This is a genomic window from Sporosarcina sp. Y352 (genome assembly GCF_056786535.1).
Genome location: NZ_JBXCJE010000004.1, coordinates 25622 through 45307, shown reverse-complemented (window position 1 = coordinate 45307; position 19686 = coordinate 25622). Strand labels below are relative to the sequence as shown.

The following is a 19686-nucleotide window of genomic DNA, read 5'->3' as shown; positions in this document are numbered from 1 at the left end:
GAAGATGGATACGACGATTGACGAATATAACAAATGGCTTGATTCGGAAGTGATTCCAGAAGAGCTGCGCGCAGAATTGCAATCTATTAAATTCGACAGCGGTGAAATCGAGGACCGGTTTTATCGTTATTTGGAATTCGGCACTGGCGGGATGCGCGGTTTGCTGGGCGCGGGGACAAACAGAATGAACATCTTTACGATTCGGCATGCTGCAGAAGGACTTGCGTTACTGATCAAGGAAAACGGGATGGATGCAATGCGTCGCGGTGTCGCAATCGCCTATGATACACGGCATTATTCATTCGAATTTGCAATGGAAGTTGCCAAGACGTTAGGGAAGTACGGTATACGCATCTACTTATTCAAAGAGAGTCGACCAACGCCGGAGCTGTCGTTTGCAATTCGGCATTTTAATGCGTTTGCGGGCATAGTCATAACGGCGAGCCATAATCCAAAAGAATATAACGGTTTCAAAGTATATGGCGAAGATGGTGGACAACTGCCGCCGGACGCGGCAGCCGGCATTCTTACTTATATGAAGACAATCGACGACATCCTCACGATCGATGTAGCTCGCGAGGAAACGCTTGTTGCGAGTGGTCTATTAACCTATGTACTTGAAGAAGTTGATGCAGCTTACCAAAAACAACTTCTGACATTGCGCGCTGCTGATCTATCTCGCGATGCGTTAACGATTGTCTATTCACCTCTCCACGGGACGGGTAACATCCCGGTTCGGCAAGGGTTGCAGGCGTTTGGGTTTGCAAATGTCCATATCGTAGCAAAGCAGGAACTACCGGATCCTGATTTTTCAACTGTTCTGTACCCGAATCCTGAAGAGAAAGAAGCATTCGAGTTAGCAATTGAAGTCGGGAAGAAAGTGAATGCAGACCTACTTATGGCGACGGATCCTGATGCGGATCGATTAGGCGTGGCGGTACGTACCGCTTCAGGGGATTATGAACTGTTAAGTGGCAACCAGTTAGGCGCAGTGCTCCTTCAATTCATTCTAATGAAGAAAAAAACACAGGGTATCCTACCTGCAAATGGAGTCGTCATGAAAACAATCGTGACATCTGAAATGGGCCGGGCAGTCGCGGCGGAATTCGGCATACCCACAATCGATACGTTGACAGGCTTTAAGTACATCTCAGAAAAAATCGAGACATTTTCGAAAACAGGTGAATACACATTCCTTTTCGGTTACGAAGAGAGTTACGGCTACCTCATTGGCGATTTCGTTAGAGACAAAGACGCTGTTCAAGCTGCCCTTATAACGGCAGAGGCGGCGGCTTATTATAAGGCGCAGGGCTCATCTTTGTATGAAGCATTGTTGGCATTATATGAACAAGTCGGTCATTACCGTGAGTCGTTGAAATCACTAACAGCTTCCGGAAAAGACGGGAATGAGAGGATCAATCGCATCATGGCGACGTTCAGAAAAAACCCGCCAAAAGTCGTAGGAGGCATCCATGTATCTTCTGTAGAAGACTATTATTCTCGTACAGTGAAAACTGCAGATGGACGTCAATCTGAAATCGATTTACCTATTGCAGATGTCATTAAACTCCAATTGGAGGATGGTTCGTGGATTTGCATACGTCCGTCTGGGACGGAACCGAAATGTAAATTCTACTTTGGTGTTAGGAAAGAGTCACGACTAGAGGCAGCACAATCACTTGAAAGATTAGAAATAGAAGTTATGTCTGTTGTGGAGTCCATTGTATAAGTAAAATGATGGTTGAAATGTTTTGTGGAACAGTTAAAATGTTCCAGTGGAGTGTTCGTTAACATATTGATATAATAAAATCCTATTCTACTATTTTAGAATAGAAGATTCATCATATTAGGAGGAAAATATCTTATGTCTATACAATACAAATCATATCAAAAGTTCGTTACAACTGCTGCAACAGCAACACTTGTAGCAGCGGCCATTGTCCCAGTGGTATCCGCAGATGTTCAAACTGCATCCACATTCTCAGACGTTAGCGATAGATATAAAGAGGCAGTTACATATTTAGTTGACCATGAAATCACAAAAGGCGTTTCCCCGACAAAATTCGGAACAGAACAACCGATCAAACGTGTTGATGTTGCAGTTCTAATAGCAAATGCCGTATTAAGTGATAAAGAGTTGGCAGATGCTCCTGCTTCTGGTTTTTCGGACGTTCCTGCCCGTGCGATAAAAGCTGTCAATGCATTGAAAGAAAAAGGCATCATTAATGGTAAAACAACAACGAAATTTGGTTCGGATGCATCAATTACACGTGGAGAAGCAGCGCTTATGCTCGCAGAAGCGTATAGCATCACAGGAAAAACGGCAAGTGTAACGTTTTCAGATGTAGCGCCACGCTACAAAGAGGCTGTTGCTGCATTGGTAGACAAGAAAATTACTACAGGTAAACTAGGAAATAAATTCGGCACAACTGATTCGATTAAACGCGGGGAACTTGCGATTTTCTTGTACAAACTAGAGAATTTGAATGTGCAAGAAGCTAAAGTATCTTCTGTTGAAGCAGTGAACGGTGTTCAACTTGAAGCGAAATTCACACAAGCTATCAATCCTGCGTCAGTTTTTGAAGACGGTGTTAGCGGCGCATTCAAAACTGGCGCTGTAAAAGTAACTTCAAACAGTAACAATCCAACTGGAGACCTTACAGGTGAATTATCCAAGGATGGCAAGACATTACTCATGACATCAACAAACCTTCTTGAAAAAAGTTATGCGGTTATCATTGATAACGTAATGACGAAAAATGGTAAAAGCGTTGCGAAATATGAAGCATTCCTTACTGTTCAAGCTGATAGCATTGCACCGACAATCGTCGGAACTGAACAAGTGAATGTTTCGAAAGTAAAAGTGAAATTCTCTGAGCCAATGCAAGCATTCTCGGCTGTCGCATTTAAATCGGCAGATGGTAAGGCTGTAACTGGAGTTACAGGTAATGTTGAAAAAGGCGCAACTGAAGTCGTTTTCGCGATGGACAATACTGTAGCTGCTGATAAAGAAATCACAGCAACATTCATCGGTGCAAAAGACATCGCTGGCAACCTGATTTCACCTAATCCATCAACAGTCACATTCAAAAAAGGTGCGAAAGACGGTGTCGCTCCTACGGTTTCTTCAATCACTCAAAAAGGCGCGAAACAATTTGTCGTTGCGTTCTCTGAAGAACTCTCTGAAGCGCCAACAGTTAGTGCAACTGGGTATTCAGTTTTAAATGTAGAACAAGATGCATCTAAACCAACCCACTATATCGTGACAACTGAAACTCTCCTTGATGGTGTGGTTACTGTGAACGTTGACAAACCTACAGATTTAAGTGGAGAAGAAGGCGCAGCATACAGTAAAGTTGTCACTTTTGTGAAAGACACTGTAGCCGCGAAAGTAGTTTCATCAAAAGTCGTCACAGACACTACGGATAAAAAAGAATATGTTGAATTCACATTCGACAAAGATGTCGTCCTTGCGACTGGGGCAGCTGTATCAGCTACTGGTAAACATGTGAAAGACTTTGTAACAACAAACATTACAATCGCTTCTACACCAGTAACATATAAAGACGCAACTGATAAAAAAGTTGTTCGTGTAGCACTTGCTGATCTACTCAATGACCAAGACGTGATAGATGCAGTTTACACATTGGACTTCACACTTGCTGGCGTTAAAACAGCAACAGACGTAGCTACAGAAACTGCAAAGGCTACATTTACACGCGGTGAAGACAGTGCGCCAGAAAATACAAACGTTATAAAAGTCACTAGTATCGAACAAGACGCTGACGACAACAACAAAGTGAACGTTACATTCGATCAAAAAGTTGATGGTTCAACAGCTATAACTCTTTCGAACTATACAATCGATGGAGCTGTAATCGAATCGATCCTTTTGAACGCTGAAAAAGATGGCAAACAAGTAGCAGAGCTTACACTTAAAGCAGGCTCAAACACATACACAGGTGTTCGTAATATTGCTATTAAAAATATCAAAGCAATCGGATCTACTAAAACAATGGTGCCTTACGCGACAACTGCTATTTCTCTGAAGGAGAACATCGCACCGACTGTGATATCAGCAAAACTGACTGCCGATGACACAATCAAGCTAACATTCTCTGAAAATGTTACTGATGCTAATGAAATTGACTTCGAAGTGCTGATTGACGGGAAAACAAGAGCAGTCAAAAATGAAGTGAATGCATTAATCGGTTCAACCGCTACAAAAACTGTAGAAATCAAAGTAACAGCGATTACAGCTGCTGAACTAGCTAAAGGTATTTCATTGAAAGCACTATCTACACTTGATGTTAAAGATGAAGCAGGTAATAAACTGTCCATTCCTACTAGTGTCGTAGTTACTCAATAATTTTTCATGAATGATCGGTAATTAAATAAACTGCATAAATACAAAAACGAAAAATCAGCCAATTAGGACCCGGCTGATTTTTCGTTTTTTACTGCAGAAAAGGCCCACACCATCATTCATGGTAGCAGACCTTAAAATGCTTAATTCATAGAGTAAAGCCGTTTATAACTGTCAAAGTGTTTACTCCAATAGCGATCGTCCACGCTTGAAATCTGGACACGGTCGCCACCGGCATGGATAAATTTGCTGTCGCCGAGATAGATACCTGCATGGGAGATTCCTGAGCGATATGTATCTTTGAAAAACACTAGATCGCCGATTTGCGGATTGCTAACTTCATAGGAACGTGCATCAAACCCTATTGTGTTTGTCCGGGGTACGCTAATACCTGCCGCATTATATACATGGTAAATATATCCACTACAGTCGAACCCACGAGCAGTAGCACCACCCCATATGTAAGGGGTGCCGAGGAGTGAGGTAGCCGTTGAAACAATCGTGCCGACTGTACTTGGAGTAGTTGAAACAGACGGAGCTATGACAGGTGCCGATACGGGTTTTGTATTCGGAACAGTCGCAACTAGTGAATTTTCAACCTTCAATACTTGTCCAACACGGATGAGACTGGACGTCAAGTTATTCCAGTTCATAAGTTGTGTAACCGAAATCCCTTGGCGGTATGCAATACTCGATAAAGTATCGCCAGCTGCAATGCGGACTGTTCCATCTGTCGAAACCGCACTAGGGGAAGTAGATATTTCCGATGTAGGCGGCGTTGTTGCAACTAGTTCTGACTTTTTAACCGTTGTCACCGGTTTTACCGCTTGGATTTTGCCAGTTACCTTTAACACTTGTCCAGTGTAGATAATATCACCGACTAGCCCATTCAGTTGTTGGATAGCGCTAACGGTCGTTTTATGTTGGTTAGCAATTCGAGATAACGTATCACCAGACGTCACCAAGTATGTATTTGTAGATGTAACTGTTTGTGGTACAGATACGCTTTGACTAATCTTCGTAGGTACATTTACTGCCGAAGCCACAAGCTTCAATGACTGATTAGGGTAAATCACATCCGACGTTAAATTATTCCATTGTTTAAGATCCGCCAAAGAAACTGTGTTTGTCGAAGCGATTTTCCAAAGACTATCACCAGGTTGCACGGTATACGAACTTGCTTCTGAATCTACAGCACCAACGAAAAGTGCCAATGAGCCTGTAGTGAATGCTGAAAAAACAATTTTCTTCATGAATTCTCTCCTTCATTTTGCGCTTTTTTTAATAGTTTTCTTAGTAGATGCATAGAATACAAGTTAGTCTCTATTCTAGCCAGTAAGAAGGAAATAGGCAATAGGCAATATATCTAATGATTACAATTAGATTGTAAGGGGGGGCTCGCAGAATTTGTCTTGAAAGAAGTGACCACCAAATCGGCTAAAGGTTTATAGCGACGTGTTAGACTTAGGTACCTGAAACTTCACAGATAAATAATATTGAAAACACAAAAATCCCCCGACCGCTACTGCGATCGGGGGATAATAATCATGCTGTACAAATAGATAACGAGTCTACAACTCTAAATGCGCTTGCAACTCACTTTGTATATTCTGAAGCTCCGTGTCATTCATAATGTAATACCAAATGCCATTCATCGTTTTACCTTGACCTTCTTTAATATAAAGCTGGTCAACTTTTCCGAACGCGTCTCGGTATTTCGATTGTACGTCAACCATTTCGTCGAACGTCATATTCGTCCGAATGTTCTTACCAATTGCGCCGAAAATGCTTTTGTAGTTGACTAAACTATTAACAGATGCGCCTTCACGGATAACGGCTTGAATGACTTGCTTCTGTCGATCTTGACGTCCAAAGTCGCCTCGTGGATCTTCATAACGCATCCGCACGAAGGCCAGCGCTTCTTCGCCATTGAGCGACAATTGACCTTTCGGGAATGAATCTGCGCCGACTTTAAAGTCCAAAGTATTATTTACTTGGATGCCACCAACCGCATCGACAATGTCTTTAAAGCTATCCATATTGACTTGCACAACATAGTCAATGGGAATGTCGAGTAAACCTTCCATACTGTTCATTGACATTTCAATGCCGCCGAATGCGTAGGCGTGGTTAATCTTATCTTGGACGCCTTTCCCAACCATTTCCGTGTACGTGTCGCGCGGAATACTGACCATCTTCGTCGATTTTAAATCAGGATTCACAGTTAGGACAATCATCGTATCCGAACGGCCCTTATCGCCTTGACGTTCATCCACGCCAAGAACAAGGACAGAAAACGGTTCTTTCTTTTCGAAAGTAACTGGCGCGTCACGTTTGTCAGATAGTTCGCGGTCAATTGGTTCATGCATCTCTTTCGCTGTATCGGTCAACCCTTTGTAAACCGTAAAACCGTAGACAACAACCCCTAACAGTAAAACCCCGATAAACCCTAGAATCCACGGCCATATCTTTTTCTTTTTTTTATCAATGCGACTCATTGTCTGATCCTCCATTTAGTTAGCGATGAAATAACTACGTAATGCATTTGCCCAAACTTCTGCACCCTCACTATTTGGCCGACTCTTGTCCTCCAAATAGGTTAACAGTTCTTCATTCGTCTGATCGGGCCATCCTTCCCAGTGGTTCACATAAGGAATGCCTTCCGTTTCAGCATACAATTGAAGTGCAGTTACTTGGGTTGGGTAATAAGTGGCCGCATGAAGTGGGTTGGGTGGATGAAGTACGATGACAGCGTCTTCCACATGCTCTTTCAAGTGGCTACGGAAAGCGTTAATGTGCGCATGGCCATCTTCAATTGTGACAATCCCATTATCATGGAGTGTAAAGGGTTCAAACAAAATGACGTCATAGCCTTTACTCAAATCTATATTTTCCTCCATCAGCTCGTCTATGAATTGTTGGGAAGTTGCGTCGAATCCAATTGACGTAACCGTAATATGATCCCCATATGCACCGACAAGTGCCGTTTTTAACCGTTCCGCATAGCCAGGCGCTCCATAATCCATCAAATTCGATCCAGTAATGAGGATATCAACTTTTTCACCGGCTTCAAGTCGATTGCGGAATACCTCCTGCACTTGTTCGTCTTGACGCGTTGTCAGGGATAGCAATTGTTCGATATTCTCTTTGGGTTTTACAGGTTCAGCCACGCCTTCACTTTTTTGAACAGGTTTCGGTGAGACAACAGTTGCTGGTGACTGCTGGGTAAATGAAGAGAGCTTATTCTTCCACTGTGTATAACTGCCCACTAATAATAGAATACAGAGGAAAATAACGATATAAGCCAAAAAAACATTCTTAGTCATTAGTAACTCCTTTCATAAACAACAAATAGTATGTAAGTTCTTTGATTATCCCACAAATCACCAAGAATGCATATGTCTATTGCAAATTAATTATGATATAATGACAAAGATTATCAAATATTAGCGAAATGGCAAAGGAGAACTTATACATAATGGAAGAAACAATCAGTTTACAGGACTTGTTCAAAACACTTCGAAAAAGGCTTTCTCTAATTGCATTCATAACTGTCATAGCGATTACAATCAGTGGCGTTATCAGTTTTTTGGTTTTGACACCGATCTATCAGTCGTCGACGCAAATTCTTATCAACCAGGCGAAACAAGAAACGACGCAATTTAATGCACAAGACATTCAAACGAACTTGCAACTGATTAATACATACAATGTCATCATTAAAAGTCCTGCTATCCTTTCAAAAGTAATCGAGAAGCTGAACTTAGATGCCACGACGAGCGAGCTAATCGAAAAAATCTCAGTAAATAGCGTGGAAAACTCGCAAGTTGTAACTGTAGCTGTAGAAGATCCCAATCCGCGTCAAGCGGTGGAAATTGCGAATACAATCGCATCTATTTTCCAAGAGGAAATTGTAAACCTTATGAATGTCGACAACGTCAACATTCTCGCGAAAGCCGAGCTATCAGAAAATCCGTCACCCATTAAACCGAATCCAATGCTTAACATGGTAATCGCGGCAGTGATCGGTCTCATGCTGGGTGTAGGTGTTGCCTTCTTACTCGAATACTTGGACACAACCATGAAAACAGAACAAGATATTGAAGAACTACTTGGATTACCGATATTAGGATTAGTAAGCCCGATTCCAGATAAAGAAATCCAGAACGCTAAAGTACAAGTCACACAAAGAAGGAGCAGGGTTTAAATGGCTAAAAAAGGAAAAAAAAATCGTATTATTCAAACAGTGGCACGTAAACTTGTGACGAACGCCAATCCGAAATCGATTGTTTCGGAACAATTCCGTACACTCCGGACCAACATTAATTTCTCGATGCCAGATCAGGAATTGAAGACACTGCTATTCACTTCAGCTTCGCCCGGCGAAGGGAAATCAACGGTAGCTGCGAATACGGCTGTTGTTTTTGCACAAGAAGGGAAACGTGTCCTGCTTGTTGATGCGGATATGAGGAAGCCAACTGTTCACTATACATTCCACATGACAAACACACTCGGACTTTCAAATCTTCTCACCCGTCAAGTAACGGTTGCAGACGTTGTTAAAGTTAGTGATGTAGATAATTTGCACGTCATCACATGTGGACCGATTCCACCGAACCCTGCCGAAATGATTGGCTCAAAAACGATGGACAAAGTGATCGAAGAAATGAAGCAATCTTTTGATATCATCATTTTTGACGCACCGCCTCTCCTATCCGTAACAGACGCACAAATTTTGTCGAACAAATGTGAAGGGACAATCCTTGTCCTGAGTGCTGGGGAAACCGAAAAAGAAGGCATCGTCAAAGCGAAAGATGCACTTGTTTCGTCACAAGCAAACATTATCGGAGCCGTCCTAAATAATTTCAAGCTCGACAAAGATAATAATTACTATCAATATTATGGAACTGCGGAGTGAATGGGTTTTATTGCCTATTCACATTTTTTTTAAACATACCTAATAGTTAGCGAGGAAACATGATGATCGATATGCACACGCACATCCTTCCGGGTGTCGACGACGGGCCGGAAAAAATGGTGGAAACTATGGAACTCATAGAGGCGGCCATTGCCGAAGGAATTACTGATATTATTGCAACACCACATGTCTATAACCCACACTTTGATGTGCCGAAACAGAGTGTCCTAGAAAAAATGAACTTATTAAAAACGGAAATAAAAAAGCGAAACTTAGCCATTCAATTGCATACTGGACAAGAAATAAGAATCCAAGAGTCCACCATTGAAAAGTTGCAAAGCGGCGAAGCCCTTACGCTCGCAAATTCGAAGTATGTGTTACTCGAACTCCCTTCATCAGGGATTCCCGCATATACGGTACATATCATACAGGGTATTTTAAACTTAAACAAAGTGCCAATCATTGCACACCCCGAAAGGAATCGAGCGATCGCTGACAAGCCAAGCCGTCTTGAAAGACTCGTTAATCACGGTGCATTATCGCAAGTGACAGCGGGTAGTCTTGCGGGTCACTTCGGCAAGTCTGTACAAAAGCTATCATTGCAACTTGTTGAAGCGAATCTGGTCCATGCATATGGATCGGATGTCCACAATGCAACAACACGTCCATTTCTTTTCAATAAAGGGCTCGATTACCTTGATAAGCATAAAAACAATGACATTGTAGATATCTTACTTGAAAATAACGCGCGGATTTTGACGAATGAGGATTTCATTTTGCTGGAACCAGGTACAGTTAAATCGAAAAAGTGGTGGCAATTAAATGGATAAAGTGTTACCATTAGACCGGCGTTGGAATTGGTAAAATACTAAGTATATAGTAATAGTTATAAAGTCACCAATAGATAAAATCACTACTGCGAAAGGAGAAATCCATGCAATGTCCATGAACAAAAGAATGAGTCTGCTCGTCCTTGTTGACTCCTTAATCGTCTTGTCATCCATCTATATTTGTTATTATATATTGCATCCAAACATAAACATCTTCACGAACAAAATGTTGTTAATAAGTGTCATTACAATTCAAATTGCGCATCACGCATTCGCGTGGCATTACGGACTCTACCGCAAGGCGTGGTCGTATGCCTCTATAGGGGAATTGAAGTCTATTTTCAAAGCGGTGACGTTAACAATTATCGTCGTTGCATTTGTGCAAATTGCCGTGATACAAGATGTCTATATGAGAGCATTAGCCCTTACATGGATGCTGCATATCCTGCTAATCGGCGCATCGAGGTTGTCGTGGCGTGTTTTCCGGGATTCGCTGAATCGTCATGTAGACATAGATGCAAAACGAACACTCATCATTGGTGCGGGACAAGCCGGCAGTATGATCGTGCGTCAACTGTCGCAAAATCCTGATTCAGGCATGTTACCAGTCGTTTTTGTAGACGATGACCAAGCGAAACACGGCCTGGAGATTTTCAATGTGACAGTAGCGGGAGGCACGAAACAAATTCCAAGCCTTGTCGAAACACATACAATCGAGAAAATCGTCATTGCGATTCCTTCCATGACCAAGCAGCAAATGGCTGATTTAATGAAGGTTTGCATCGACACGGGTGTCAAGACACAAACCATTCCACGCATTGAAGACTTAATGACTGGGAAAGTATCCGTTACAGATATGCAAGACGTGAAGATTGAAGACCTGCTCGGCCGAGATGAAGTTCAACTCGATTTGAAAGCCATCGCGGACAAGTTAACCGGCAAAACAATACTTGTCACCGGTGCGGGCGGTTCCATTGGCTCCGAAATATGCCGGCAAGTGAGTGAATTCAGGCCGAGTCGCTTACTCCTTTTAGGACACGGTGAAAGTTCTATCTACAATATAGACATGGAACTCCGTCGAAAGGTTTCAACAGATATCGAAATCATTCCGATCATCGCTGACGTTCAAGATCGAACGCGCATTTTCGATATCGTCTGCGAATATAAACCAGACGTCATGTACCATGCAGCTGCGCATAAGCATGTCCCTTTAATGGAAGCAAACCCGATGGAAGCTGTGAAGAATAATATATTCGGTACGAAGAATGTCGCAGAAGCAGCAGATACATTTGGTGTCCCACACTTCGTGATGGTTTCTACGGATAAAGCAGTCAATCCGCCCAACATCATGGGTGCGACGAAGCGCTTTGCGGAAATGATCGTGCAGAACCTGGCGAAAGAAAGCACGACAAAATTCGCCGCGGTACGATTTGGCAATGTGCTTGGGTCTCGTGGCAGTGTGGTTCCTCTGTTTAAGAAGCAGATTGCCAGAGGGGGTCCGGTGACGGTTACGGATCCTGCGATGACACGGTACTTTATGACAATACCTGAAGCTTCGCGGCTTGTTATTCAGGCAGGGACGCTTGCAGCTGGTGGTGAAGTGTTTGTGCTTGATATGGGCGAGCCTGTGAAGATTGTCGATCTGGCGAAGAACCTAATCAAGTTATCGGGGTATAGTGAAGATGAGATTGGGATTGCCTACTCGGGGATTCGACCTGGGGAGAAGTTGTTTGAAGAGCTGTTGAATGAGAATGAACGGCAGAGTGAGCATGTCTTTCCGAAGATTTTTGTTGGGAAGGCGGAGCCGGTTAGTGCGTTGGAGATGGAGTATGTGTTGAGTAATCTTCTTGAAATGAATAATAAAGAGCTGAAGGAAACGCTTGTTGGGTTAGCTAATCGGAAGATACCTGTGGTTTCAAAGGGATTTACGACTGCTTAAAAGTTATGAAAATGGGACGAGGTGAAATACGCTTAATATGAATATTTTATTAGTTACATTGGCGTATCCGGAAAATGAAATGCAAACGAATTTGTATACTGATTTAATGTCGGAGTTCAATAGGAACGGCCATAATGTTACCGTGGTTTGTCAAAGGGAGAAAAGAAATAAGAATCCAACAGAACTAATCTCACATAGGTCAATACCAGTATTAAGGGTTCGAACCGGAAATGTGACGAAAACGAATGTGGTTGAAAAAGGGATTAGTATCCTTCAACTTGAAAGTCAGTTCATTAAAGCAATAAAAAAACATTTGGCCGACAAGAAATTTGATCTAGTATTATATTCCACACCACCGATTACATTTGAGAAAGTAATTAAGTACTTCAAAGACACACAAAACTCTACAACGTATTTATTATTAAAAGATATATTCCCTCAAAATGCTATTGATATTGCTCTAATAAAACAAAATGGTATTATTCATAAATTTTTCAAGAAGAAAGAAAAGGCACTATATCAAATTAGCGATTTCATTGGGTGTATGTCTGAAGGTAATAGGCAATTTTTGCTCAAACATAATCCTGAAATTGATGGGGAAAAAATCGAAGTGAATCCAAATACAATAATCCCATCAGTGTTAAAAATGGATATTAATAAAAAAAATGTAAAAGAAACGTTCAATATACCTGACGAATCCCTTCTTTTTATTTATGGGGGAAACCTGGGTAAACCTCAAGGAATTGATTTTCTAATTAAATCGATAGATCTATACAAAAATCAAAAGGATGTCTACTTCTTAATTGTTGGTTCTGGAACAGATTACAATAAAATTAAACAATATATAGAATTAAACAAACCAAATAATATTCGTCTGGAAAGCTATATGCAGAAAGATCAATATGACGAACTAGTAAGGGCAGCAGATGTTGGAATGATTTATTTGGATGAGCGATTCACTATCCCAAACATACCTTCTAGATTGACAGCCTATATGAATAGTTCAAAGCCTGTGTTAGCAGTTACAGATATTAATACTGATCTGAAAGATATCATTAACGACGCGGAATGCGGGTATTTCACTCCTGCCGGTGATGAGAAATTATTTGGGGAAACGGTTGATATGATTATAAATGATAGAAAGCTTTTACATATTCTTGGGGACAACGGCAGAAGATACTTAGAGAGTAATTTCCATGTCTCTAAATCTTATGAAATTATAATGAAGCATTTTGACAGATAGGATGAGATATTATGTTTAAAGACAAAACCTTACTTATAACCGGTGGAACGGGATCATTTGGCAATGCAGTTATGGAGAGATTCTTGGATACAGATATTAAAGAAGTACGTATTTTTTCACGTGATGAAAAGAAACAAGATGATATGCGGAAGCTATATAATAATGAAAAGTTAAAGTTTTATATCGGGGATGTTCGTGATCTTGCAAGTGTAAAGTATGCAATGAATGAAGTCGATTATGTATTTCATGCTGCAGCACTTAAACAAGTTCCATCATGCGAGTTTTTTCCAATGGAAGCCGTAAAAACAAATGTTATCGGTACAGAAAACGTATTGAACGCGTCAATTGAATACGGAGTGAAAAAAGTCATATGTCTATCAACAGATAAAGCAGCCTATCCAATTAATGCAATGGGAATTTCAAAAGCAATGATGGAAAAGGTATTTGTTGCTAAAGCAAAAACCGTCTCTCCTGATAAAACACTCATCTGCGGTACAAGGTATGGTAATGTTATGGCTTCCCGTGGATCAGTTATTCCACTTTTCGTAGAACAGATTAAAGCTGGTAAGCCACTAACAGTAACAGATCCAGAAATGACACGATTCTTAATGAGTCTTGAAGAAGCAGTTGAACTTGTAGTTTTTGCATTTAAGAATGCTGAAGCAGGCGATATTATGGTTCAAAAATCCCCGGCTTCGACAATCGAAGATTTGGCACAAGCAGTAAAAGAAATTTTTAATGCAGATAATGAAGTGAAGCTTATAGGTACCAGACACGGTGAAAAACTATTCGAAACCCTCCTTACAAGGGAAGAACATGTTGTTTCAGATGACTTAGATGGTTTCTACAGAGTCCCAGCAGATAATCGTGATCTTAACTATGATAAATACTTCGAGGAAGGTAATGAAAAACTTTCTACAGATGAAGAATACAACTCACACAATACATATCGACTTTCAATAGAACAAATTAAAGGTAAGCTCTTAGAACTCCCTTACATACAGAGTGAATTGAAAGGGTGGAGCCACAAGTGAAAATTCTTGTAACGGGTGCTGGAGGATTCCTCGGTAAAAACTTAGTTGCTGAGCTGAAAAACCAGGGATATGAAGATTTATTTTTGTATACAAGAAATCTTACGTTGAAAGACTTGGAAGAGTATACAAAGAAATGCGACTTTGTATACCACTTAGCTGGAGTAAATAGACCAGAGAATGAAAAAGAGTTTATGGATGGAAACTATGGTTTTACATCTGAATTACTGGAACTACTAAAAAAGCATAATAACAAATCACCTATACTAATTACTTCATCTATCCAAGCTGAAAAAGATAATCCATACGGTATCAGCAAGAAAGCTGGAGAGAATTTATTGTTCGAACACTCATTAGAAACGGGTGCAGAAGTATTTGTATATAGGCTTCCCAATTTATTTGGAAAGTGGAGTAAACCTAACTATAATACGGTTGTTGCGACGTATTGTTACAATATAGCTAGAGATTTAGATATTCAGGTTAATAATTCAGACGCAGAACTTACTCTGTGTTATATAGATGATGTATTAGAAGAATTTGTGAAAACTCTAGAAGGAATACCTAATAAACATGATAATTATTGTTCTGTAAAAACGGCGTACACGATTAAATTAGGGACCTTAGCAAATCTTATTAGAGGTTTTAAAGAGTCTAGAACAAATTTAAGCGTTCCTAATATGGATGATGCACTAACTAAAAAACTTTATAGTACATATTTAAGCTTTTTACCTAAAGATCAGTTTGCATACGATTTAAAAATGAACATAGACAAAAGAGGTTCTTTTACAGAGTTTTTAAGAACCCCTGATAGAGGACAAGTTTCTGTGAATGTTTCTAAACCAGGTATTACAAAAGGTAATCACTGGCATCACACGAAAAACGAAAAGTTTCTTGTAGTAAGTGGTCATGGATTGATAAGATTTAGAAAAATTAATACAGTTGAAATCATAGAATATAAAGTTAGTGGTGAAAAGCTGCAAGTGGTTGATATACCTGTAGGTTATACACATTCTATAGTTAATACAGGAGAGGACAACTTAGTTACTGTTATGTGGGTGAATGAGAGTTTTAATCCTGAAGTTCCAGATACAAACTTTTTGGAGGTGTGAGGCAATTATGAAGAAATTAAAAGTCATGACAGTTGTTGGTACTAGACCAGAGATAATACGACTTTCAGCTGTAATCAATAAATTAGAAGAGTCTAATGCTATTGAACATATACTTGTTCATACGGGACAGAATTATGATTATGAATTAAATGAAGTATTTTTTAAAGATTTTAATTTAAGAAAACCTGATTATTTCCTTAATGCAGCTACTGGAACAGCGATAGAAACTATAGGTAATATATTAATTAAAATAGATCCTATTATGGCAAAAGTAAAGCCAGATGCCTTTTTAGTGTTGGGGGATACAAACAGTTGTTTATGTGCAATTGCAGCGAAAAGAAGACAAATTCCGATATTCCATATGGAAGCGGGAAATAGATGCTTTGACCAAAGAGTGCCAGAAGAAACGAATAGAAAAATTGTAGATCATACAGCTGATATTAATCTAACTTATAGTGATATCGCTAGGGAATATTTATTAAGAGAAGGACTACCTGCGGATCGAATTATTAAGACAGGAAGCCCGATGTTTGAAGTTCTAGATTCTAGAAAAGATGATATTGAAAAATCAGATGTGTTAGAGAGATTAGACCTTGAAGAAGGAAAATATTTTGTAGTATCTGCACACAGAGAAGAAAATATTAGTTCGGAAACTAATTTCATGAATTTAGTTGATAGTTTAAATGCAGTTGCAGAAAAGTATAATCTGCCTGTGATTGTAAGTACACACCCTAGAACTCAAAATATGATAAATGCTAAGGGTATAGAGTTTAATCCATTGGTGAAAACAATGAAACCTTTAGGATTCAATGACTATGTCAAACTACAAATTAAAGCTAAAGCTGTTCTTAGTGATAGTGGAACGATTAGTGAAGAATCCTCTATTCTAGGGTTTAAAGCGCTTAATATTAGACAAGCTCATGAAAGACCTGAGGCGATGGAAGAGGCATCTGTAATGATGGTAGGTCTTACTAAAAAAAGAGTATTACAAGGTCTAGAAGTATTGGAAACTCAAGAAAAAGATACTTTAAGGCTTGTTGGAGACTATAGTATGCCTAACGTGTCCGATAAAGTGTTGCGAATAATTCTATCTTATACGGATTATGTGAATAGGATTGTTTGGGGGAATTAATAATTTGAGGAAATTATTAGTTAAAGAACATAAATTTTATTTTGGAGAGAACACTTTTGAATTCAATGACTTTTTCACAAATGAGCTTTATAGATATAGTGACGCCAATGTGTATAATTATAAATCTGATATTCCAATAGTCAATGAAGTTTTCTTGAGGTATTCACAACCAGCTATGGCCCTCGAATTATTTATTAAGAAAAATAGAATAGAATTAATTGAAATTAAAGATATTGATGATGTATTGTATCCAATAATTATAGATGTTGGGAAAAAAAATGATGTCAAAGTGATTGGAAAGCGAAAAAGTATAAGCTATAAGAAAACTTTTATGGGGCATTTTTACTTAATTGCTTCTGCATTATTTCTATTATGGAGAATGATTTTGATTCCATATACTAGTAAAATCAATCAAAGAGATAAAAAATTTTCAGTTATTCGGACTTCTGCCGCCAAGAAAAGAATGAATTCAATTATCGAAATAGATATTGAAATTGAAGACTATAAAAGCAATCGGTCTATATATAAGTATTTTAATAAAAGAGTGAGAATTTCATGGGTAATCAAATCTTGGATTAAATCTTACAATGAAATAAGGAGTTATACTAGTTTTGTAAATGAAAAAATAGGTAAGGAATCTGCTAAAGATACATTTAAATACTATGGTAAGCGTATAGTTCATTCGTTATTATATGAGAACATGCTAGATAGGTATTTCTTAATGAATAGTGGTAAAACTTTCTTTACAGGAAATAATCTAGATAGATTTGCCATTATTGAAGAGGGGATAGCAGATAAATATAATATCAATACTGTATGTATTCCACATGGTCTAGAATACGGATTTAAATTACCCTATGGTTTTACTTGTAATATATTTTATACCACTAGTAAAAAAGCTGAAGAACACCTTAATCAACTCTATAGCACAAATAAGTTTATATATGATGAAAAAATCTCTTGGAAAATGTTTAAGCAATCGCAAAGTATTGAAAGCAAGAGTGAAAATATAGTATTCTTTACTGAACCAAGGGATGTTAATGTGAATATTGAAATAATAAATAAGTTGCTTCCATTGCTAGAACAGGAACACTTACAATTATATGTAAAATTACATCCTAAAGATATGAAAAATAATTATAAGAAATTTAATAATCGAATAATATTTATTGAAAGTATCAAAGATGCTTTGAATAACAATATCTGCTTTGCTAGAAAGTCTACTACACTTCTTGAGGCAGTATACAACGATTCTAAAGTTAGTGCAATTCTGATAAACGAGAAAGATACTGCTATTTTTAACACATTTCCTTCATTGCAAGATAAAAAAATCAATGTATTTTATAGTACATTAGAACTTTTTAACTGGCTAAGAGAACAAAGTATTAAGTGAAGGGTGAGTCATCATTATTATAAAAATTCATTTAAATAGATAGTAATTAAATAATTGAATTATTATTTTGATAAATAAGTACCTAAGATTGGAAGGATGCGCATATGACAAATATAAATTTACTAGATTGTACTTTAAGAGATGGTGGTTATTATAATTCTTGGGATTTCGAACCTTCTTTGGTTGAAGATTATTTAAAAGCAATGAGTGAAATTGCCATCGATTATGTAGAATTAGGACTACGAAGTTTTGGTGAAGAAGGATTTAAGGGTGCTTTTGCATATACAACTGATAGCTTTATTCAAAGTTTATCCATACCGGCTGACTTAAAGGTAGGCGTTATGGTTAATGCAAGTGAATTACTTAATCATTCTAAAGGAATTGATGCGGCCTTAAATGAACTCTTTACATCTGCAGATGAGTCACCACTGACATTTGTACGTGTGGCTTGTCATGTTCATGAATTTAAAGAAACTTTACCAGCAGCAATTTGGTTAAAGAAGAAAGGTTATATTGTAGGTTTTAATTTAATGCAAATCGCTGATAGAACTACACAGGAAATTATGGATTTAGCCTCAGCTGCCAATGATTATCCATTAGATGTTTTATATTTTGCGGATAGTATGGGTGGACTTAATCCCGATCAAACAACTGCTATCATTCAGACCATTCGAGAAGTATGGAGAGGACCATTAGGCATTCATACACATGATAATATGGGGTTGGCATTGGCAAACTCGATGATAGCAGTTGAAGAAGGGGCAACTTGGATTGACGGTACTGTAACTGGTATGGGAAGAGGTCCAGGAAATGCTAAAACGGAATATCTAGCAATTGAATTAGAGGAAATTCGAAACGTTTCATTAAATATTACACCATTGCTAAAAGTTATAGAATACTACTTTAAACCAGCGCAAATAAAGTATGGATGGGGTACAAATACTTATTATTATCTTTCGGGTAAATATGGTATTCACCCAACATATATTCAAGAAATGATCAGTGATTCTCGTTATGATGCAGAGGATTTATTAATTGTAATAGAATACTTAAAATCTCAAGGAGGTAAAAAGTTTAATATTAACACATTAGAAGCTGCTCGTAACTTTTATATGGGTGAGCCAAAGGGTACATGGAAACCAAGCGACATACTTTCGGGAAGAGAAGTCCTAATTATTGGTGCTGGATCGAGTGTAGCTAAACATAAATATGCCATAGAAGAATATATTCGAAAAGTGGAGCCTTATGTTATTGTTTTAAATACAAAAGAACATATTTCTTCAGAACTCATTAATGCTAGGGCTGCTAGTCATCCGGTACGTATACTGGCAGACAGTGCTGCACACAAAAATCTTTCTCAACCAGTTATGATGCCCCTTTCAATGATGTCTGATCGTATTAAGCAATCTTATAAACAAACAAGAGTGCTTGACTTTGGTTTGGCTGTTGAAGAGAATACGTTTAAATTCATGGGGAATTATGCTGTCTTACCGAATTCATTAGTGTTATCATATGTCCTTGCTGCTGCTGCTAGTGGGAAAACTTCACGAATACTATTAGCAGGATTTGATGGTTATGGTGTAGGTGATGTTAGAACTGAAGAAGTAAATCTTATATTTAAGCAATTTTCTCAAACTGAGAGTGCTCCACCCGTAATATCCATTACACCTACACAATATAAAATTCAATCAAGTTCGGTATATTCTATTTAAAAGGAGGTTCCAA

15 protein-coding genes are annotated in these 19686 nt (G+C 38.7%); 12 read left to right on the top strand and 3 right to left on the bottom strand.

What is annotated here, in order from left to right; genetic code table 11:
- The first annotated feature begins 4 nt into the window (after nucleotides 1–4).
- Together AC1TO6_RS07865 and AC1TO6_RS07860 are read left to right on the top strand one after the other, a co-directional pair.
- The gene (locus tag AC1TO6_RS07865) at nucleotides 5–1729 is read left to right on the top strand and encodes a phospho-sugar mutase (RefSeq protein ID WP_482101056.1); all 1725 of its coding nucleotides are present in this window, start codon (nucleotides 5–7) and stop codon (nucleotides 1727–1729) included.
- Nucleotides 1730–1864: 135 nt separating this feature from the next.
- Nucleotides 1865–4369 (top strand): S-layer homology domain-containing protein, encoded by a 2505-nt coding sequence (locus AC1TO6_RS07860; protein ID WP_482101055.1) that lies wholly within the window; start codon nucleotides 1865–1867, stop codon nucleotides 4367–4369.
- Nucleotides 4370–4509: 140 nt separating this feature from the next.
- Here AC1TO6_RS07860 and AC1TO6_RS07855 read toward each other — a convergent pair whose 3' ends face one another.
- The 3 genes from AC1TO6_RS07855 to AC1TO6_RS07845 form a co-directional block, all read right to left on the bottom strand.
- The gene (locus AC1TO6_RS07855) at nucleotides 4510–5619 is read right to left on the bottom strand and encodes a C40 family peptidase (RefSeq protein WP_482101054.1); all 1110 of its coding nucleotides are present in this window, start codon (nucleotides 5617–5619) and stop codon (nucleotides 4510–4512) included.
- A gap of 318 nt (nucleotides 5620–5937) precedes the next feature.
- On the bottom strand, nucleotides 5938–6864 hold the full coding sequence (tagU, locus tag AC1TO6_RS07850; protein ID WP_482101053.1) for a polyisoprenyl-teichoic acid--peptidoglycan teichoic acid transferase TagU: 927 nt from the start codon (nucleotides 6862–6864) through the stop codon (nucleotides 5938–5940).
- Between the two features lie 15 nt (nucleotides 6865–6879).
- The gene (locus AC1TO6_RS07845) at nucleotides 6880–7692 is read right to left on the bottom strand and encodes an SGNH/GDSL hydrolase family protein (protein ID WP_482101052.1); all 813 of its coding nucleotides are present in this window, start codon (nucleotides 7690–7692) and stop codon (nucleotides 6880–6882) included.
- Between the two features lie 152 nt (nucleotides 7693–7844).
- On the opposite strand from AC1TO6_RS07845, the gene AC1TO6_RS07840 reads away from it, so the two are divergent.
- The 10 genes from AC1TO6_RS07840 to AC1TO6_RS07795 all read left to right on the top strand — a co-directional run bounded on the left by AC1TO6_RS07840 (nucleotide 7845) and on the right by AC1TO6_RS07795 (nucleotide 19673).
- Nucleotides 7845–8573: a YveK family protein gene (locus AC1TO6_RS07840; RefSeq protein ID WP_482101051.1), complete on the top strand. Its 729-nt coding sequence runs from the start codon at nucleotides 7845–7847 to the stop codon at nucleotides 8571–8573.
- The gene (locus AC1TO6_RS07835; protein WP_482101050.1) at nucleotides 8574–9284 is read left to right on the top strand and encodes a CpsD/CapB family tyrosine-protein kinase; all 711 of its coding nucleotides are present in this window, start codon (nucleotides 8574–8576) and stop codon (nucleotides 9282–9284) included.
- Nucleotides 9285–9346: 62 nt separating this feature from the next.
- Nucleotides 9347–10114, top strand: a complete 768-nt coding sequence (locus tag AC1TO6_RS07830; protein ID WP_482101049.1) for a tyrosine-protein phosphatase — start codon at nucleotides 9347–9349, stop codon at nucleotides 10112–10114.
- A gap of 109 nt (nucleotides 10115–10223) precedes the next feature.
- The gene (locus AC1TO6_RS07825; RefSeq protein ID WP_482101048.1) at nucleotides 10224–12053 is read left to right on the top strand and encodes a polysaccharide biosynthesis protein; all 1830 of its coding nucleotides are present in this window, start codon (nucleotides 10224–10226) and stop codon (nucleotides 12051–12053) included.
- A gap of 37 nt (nucleotides 12054–12090) precedes the next feature.
- Nucleotides 12091–13296: a glycosyltransferase family 4 protein gene (locus AC1TO6_RS07820; RefSeq protein WP_482101047.1), complete on the top strand. Its 1206-nt coding sequence runs from the start codon at nucleotides 12091–12093 to the stop codon at nucleotides 13294–13296.
- An 11-nt stretch (nucleotides 13297–13307) separates the two neighbouring features.
- A complete protein-coding gene (locus AC1TO6_RS07815) occupies nucleotides 13308–14330 on the top strand; it encodes a polysaccharide biosynthesis protein (RefSeq protein WP_482101046.1) in 1023 nt (340 codons plus the stop codon).
- The gene (locus AC1TO6_RS07810) at nucleotides 14327–15436 is read left to right on the top strand and encodes a capsular polysaccharide biosynthesis protein CapF (RefSeq protein WP_482101045.1); all 1110 of its coding nucleotides are present in this window, start codon (nucleotides 14327–14329) and stop codon (nucleotides 15434–15436) included. The genes AC1TO6_RS07815 and AC1TO6_RS07810 overlap by 4 nt, the downstream gene beginning before the upstream one ends.
- 7 nt (nucleotides 15437–15443) lie before the next feature.
- Nucleotides 15444–16568 carry a non-hydrolyzing UDP-N-acetylglucosamine 2-epimerase gene (gene wecB, locus AC1TO6_RS07805; protein WP_482101044.1) on the top strand — a complete coding sequence of 375 codons (1125 nt, stop codon included), beginning with the start codon at nucleotides 15444–15446 and terminating at the stop codon, nucleotides 16566–16568.
- 4 nt (nucleotides 16569–16572) lie between these two features.
- Nucleotides 16573–17961, top strand: coding sequence for a mago nashi family protein (locus tag AC1TO6_RS07800; RefSeq protein ID WP_482101043.1), 1389 nt, complete (start codon nucleotides 16573–16575; stop codon nucleotides 17959–17961).
- Nucleotides 17962–18065: 104 nt separating this feature from the next.
- The gene (locus AC1TO6_RS07795) at nucleotides 18066–19673 is read left to right on the top strand and encodes an aldolase catalytic domain-containing protein (RefSeq protein ID WP_482101042.1); all 1608 of its coding nucleotides are present in this window, start codon (nucleotides 18066–18068) and stop codon (nucleotides 19671–19673) included.
- Nucleotides 19674–19686 lie beyond the last annotated feature (13 nt).

Coding starts and splice junctions, on each gene's coding strand:
- AC1TO6_RS07865 (WP_482101056.1), top strand. CDS start 5: ATGGATACGACGATTGACGAATATAACAAATGGCTTGATTCGGAAGTG.
- AC1TO6_RS07860 (WP_482101055.1), top strand. CDS start 1,865: ATGTCTATACAATACAAATCATATCAAAAGTTCGTTACAACTGCTGCA.
- AC1TO6_RS07855 (WP_482101054.1), bottom strand. CDS start 5,619: ATGAAGAAAATTGTTTTTTCAGCATTCACTACAGGCTCATTGGCACTT.
- tagU (WP_482101053.1), bottom strand. CDS start 6,864: ATGAGTCGCATTGATAAAAAAAAGAAAAAGATATGGCCGTGGATTCTA.
- AC1TO6_RS07845 (WP_482101052.1), bottom strand. CDS start 7,692: ATGACTAAGAATGTTTTTTTGGCTTATATCGTTATTTTCCTCTGTATT.
- AC1TO6_RS07840 (WP_482101051.1), top strand. CDS start 7,845: ATGGAAGAAACAATCAGTTTACAGGACTTGTTCAAAACACTTCGAAAA.
- AC1TO6_RS07835 (WP_482101050.1), top strand. CDS start 8,574: ATGGCTAAAAAAGGAAAAAAAAATCGTATTATTCAAACAGTGGCACGT.
- AC1TO6_RS07830 (WP_482101049.1), top strand. CDS start 9,347: ATGATCGATATGCACACGCACATCCTTCCGGGTGTCGACGACGGGCCG.
- AC1TO6_RS07825 (WP_482101048.1), top strand. CDS start 10,224: ATGTCCATGAACAAAAGAATGAGTCTGCTCGTCCTTGTTGACTCCTTA.
- AC1TO6_RS07820 (WP_482101047.1), top strand. CDS start 12,091: ATGAATATTTTATTAGTTACATTGGCGTATCCGGAAAATGAAATGCAA.
- AC1TO6_RS07815 (WP_482101046.1), top strand. CDS start 13,308: ATGTTTAAAGACAAAACCTTACTTATAACCGGTGGAACGGGATCATTT.
- wecB (WP_482101044.1), top strand. CDS start 15,444: ATGAAGAAATTAAAAGTCATGACAGTTGTTGGTACTAGACCAGAGATA.
- AC1TO6_RS07795 (WP_482101042.1), top strand. CDS start 18,066: ATGACAAATATAAATTTACTAGATTGTACTTTAAGAGATGGTGGTTAT.